Here is a 2,255-nt window from a genome sequence, read left to right as displayed (position 1 = left end):
CGATCAACGGCGGTCGATGAGTCATAGGTTTTTGCAAAAATCGGAATGGCTCGGCCTTGGCACGTCTTGCAGTCCACTTCGCGGCTTGATCGGCCTAACAGCAGCGTCAATAATGAGGCAGATAGCTTATTGTGGAGTGGAGAACCACGCTGCTGACCCCACGATAATGGTGGCACGCGGTGACAAGGATGCCGTCTGGTTTCGTGCATTGAAGCGTTTCTGGGGAATGTCCCGACGGAGGCCCCGACATGAAATTCTCCCGCAGTATCCTTGCGATCTTGATGCCCGTTGTCGTCCTTGCTCTTTTGGGGTGCCAGGCTTCGAAGAATGAAAACCCAGCGAAAACCGAGGCCCAGCAACCATCGGCGGAAGCGAAGCAAACGGCTGTGAAACTGCCTGACCTGGTCGTCGAGGTAGGGGACGAAAAGGATCTGGACGCGATTCTCAAGGAAAACAAGGGAAAAGTCGTCCTCGTCGATTTTTGGGGGACGTGGTGTATGCCCTGCATGGAGCTGTTACCCCATACCCTCGAGCTTGCCAAAAAATATGCCTCGCAGGGACTGGTGGTTGTGACCGTGGCGATCGATGATATCAGCGATCCGCAGAAGGTTGACGAAGTCAAAGGCGTCCTCATCAAACACGGGGCGACGGGCGATGTGCGGGCATTGGTCAGCCGATACGGCATTGGTGAAGAAGCATTCACGAAATTCAACATCGCCAGTGGAGCTCTTCCCCATCTGAAACTGTTTGGCCGCGATGGTGCGCTGGCGGCAACTTTCGGATTGGACGCGGAAACACCGGATCCCGAGCGGATCGAAGCAGAAGTTCAACGGCTTCTCAAAGAGACGGCGGTTTCCCAGAGCCAGAGCATGGATGGGCCGGAGCTGGTCATCCCGGAGGCCAACTCTTCGGTTTCGTACACGTCGGGAAGTGCGTCCTGAGGTAGCTCCGGAAAACGGGACCGCACTTTTTGTTTGAACCAACGTTGCCTCGCGACGATGAGCAGTGATACCGCTCCTTTAACGGTGCCGAAATTCTCAGGGTTGAAGCGCGCCGGCCGAAAAATCACCATGGTCACGGCGTACGATTTTCCGTCGGCTGCGCTGGCCGACCTGGCCGGTGTGGATGGAATTCTCGTCGGCGACAGCGTGGGCATGGTCGTCCAGGGAAAGAGCACAACACTGCCCGTCACGCTGGAACAGATGATCTATCATGCGGACATGGTATGCCGGGCGGTGCGTCGCGCGCTTGTCGTGGTGGACATGCCGTTTATGAGCTATCAGACGGGAGTGCGGGACGCTCTGATCAACGCAGGGCGGATTCTCAAGGAAACCGGCGCGCAGGCAGTCAAGCTGGAAGGGGGGCGGGAGCAGGCAGAGCTCATCGCAGCGCTGGTACAGGCGGGGATCCCGGTGCTGGCTCATTTGGGCCTTCGCCCGCAGGCTGTTCGAACTGCCGGTGGATACCGCGTGGAAAGGGATCGAGAACGTTTACTCGCCGATGCCCAGGCTGTTCAACAGGCAGGGGCTTTTGCGGTGATTCTCGAATGTATCCCGGTCGAGATCGCTGCCGAAATCACCGCCGGTCTGGAGATTCCCACGATCGGCATCGGTGCAGGCCCCCAGTGTGATGGCCAGATTCTCGTGTTCCACGATCTGCTTGGTTTCGCCGCCGGGGGGCGCAGGCCCAAACATGCCAAACAGTACGTCAATTTGGGGGAGATCATCACCCAGGCGCTTCGGCAGTACATCCAAGAGGTTCAGGAGGGGAAATTCCCTGGACCAGAGCACAGTTTTTCGTGAATTTCCGTGAAGCCCAATCGCGGCGTAAGAGGCGTCTTCAAGTGTCCCTCATGATGCAGGTCAGTGAAGGGACGGCTCAGGCAGCCGGACGCCGCTGGGACAAATACGGGTTGTAGGCCGGATCATTGTACATCTTGAACTGGCGATAGACTTTCATCACCCGTTTGCCGGAGAAAAGATCCGCCAGGAGATCGGCCAGGGCCGTGCTGAGGTCTTCGTGCTGCTGGTACAGGATGCTCAACTTTGCCCTGGCCCGGTCCCGATGCTCGTCATCCACGTCGGTGCGCTGTGTTTGCTCCTCCATATGATAAATGCGAAGAGCGAGAATCGATAACCGATCAATGGCGGCACCCGGCGTTTCCGTATTCAGTTTGGCCCGAGAAAGAGGACGCACGCCCCACGCGGCAAGACTGTTGAGAATGTACTCGTCAAGACGCTCGATCCAGTCGTTGC

3 protein-coding genes are annotated in these 2,255 nt (G+C 57.6%); 2 read left to right on the top strand and 1 reads right to left on the bottom strand.

Annotation, left to right across the window (positions count from 1 at the left end; translation table 11 throughout):
- Nucleotides 1-248: 248 nt before the first annotated feature.
- Together H5U08_RS16280 and panB are read left to right on the top strand one after the other, a co-directional pair.
- A complete protein-coding gene (locus tag H5U08_RS16280) occupies nucleotides 249-941 on the top strand; it encodes a TlpA disulfide reductase family protein (protein WP_297035440.1) in 693 nt (230 codons plus the stop codon).
- Between the two features lie 57 nt (nucleotides 942-998).
- Nucleotides 999-1,802, top strand: a complete 804-nt coding sequence (gene panB, locus H5U08_RS16275) for a 3-methyl-2-oxobutanoate hydroxymethyltransferase (RefSeq protein WP_297035435.1) — start codon at nucleotides 999-1,001, stop codon at nucleotides 1,800-1,802.
- Nucleotides 1,803-1,878: 76 nt separating this feature from the next.
- Here the strand turns inward: panB and H5U08_RS16270 are convergent.
- On the bottom strand, nucleotides 1,879-2,255 hold a 377-nt coding region (locus H5U08_RS16270; protein WP_297035432.1), incomplete at its 5' end, for a DUF4254 domain-containing protein.

Source organism: Thermogutta sp., assembly GCF_014359955.1.
GTDB lineage: Bacteria > Planctomycetota > Planctomycetia > Pirellulales > Thermoguttaceae > Thermogutta.
Note: the sequence above shows the minus strand (reverse complement) of the source record. Positions and strands in the feature narration are given on the sequence as shown.

What these genes read in the sequence shown, in the direction of transcription:
- H5U08_RS16280 (WP_297035440.1), top strand. Translation starts at nt 249, where the DNA reads ATGAAATTCTCCCGCAGTATCCTTGCGATCTTGATGCCCGTTGTCGTC.
- panB (WP_297035435.1), top strand. Translation starts at nt 999, where the DNA reads ATGAGCAGTGATACCGCTCCTTTAACGGTGCCGAAATTCTCAGGGTTG.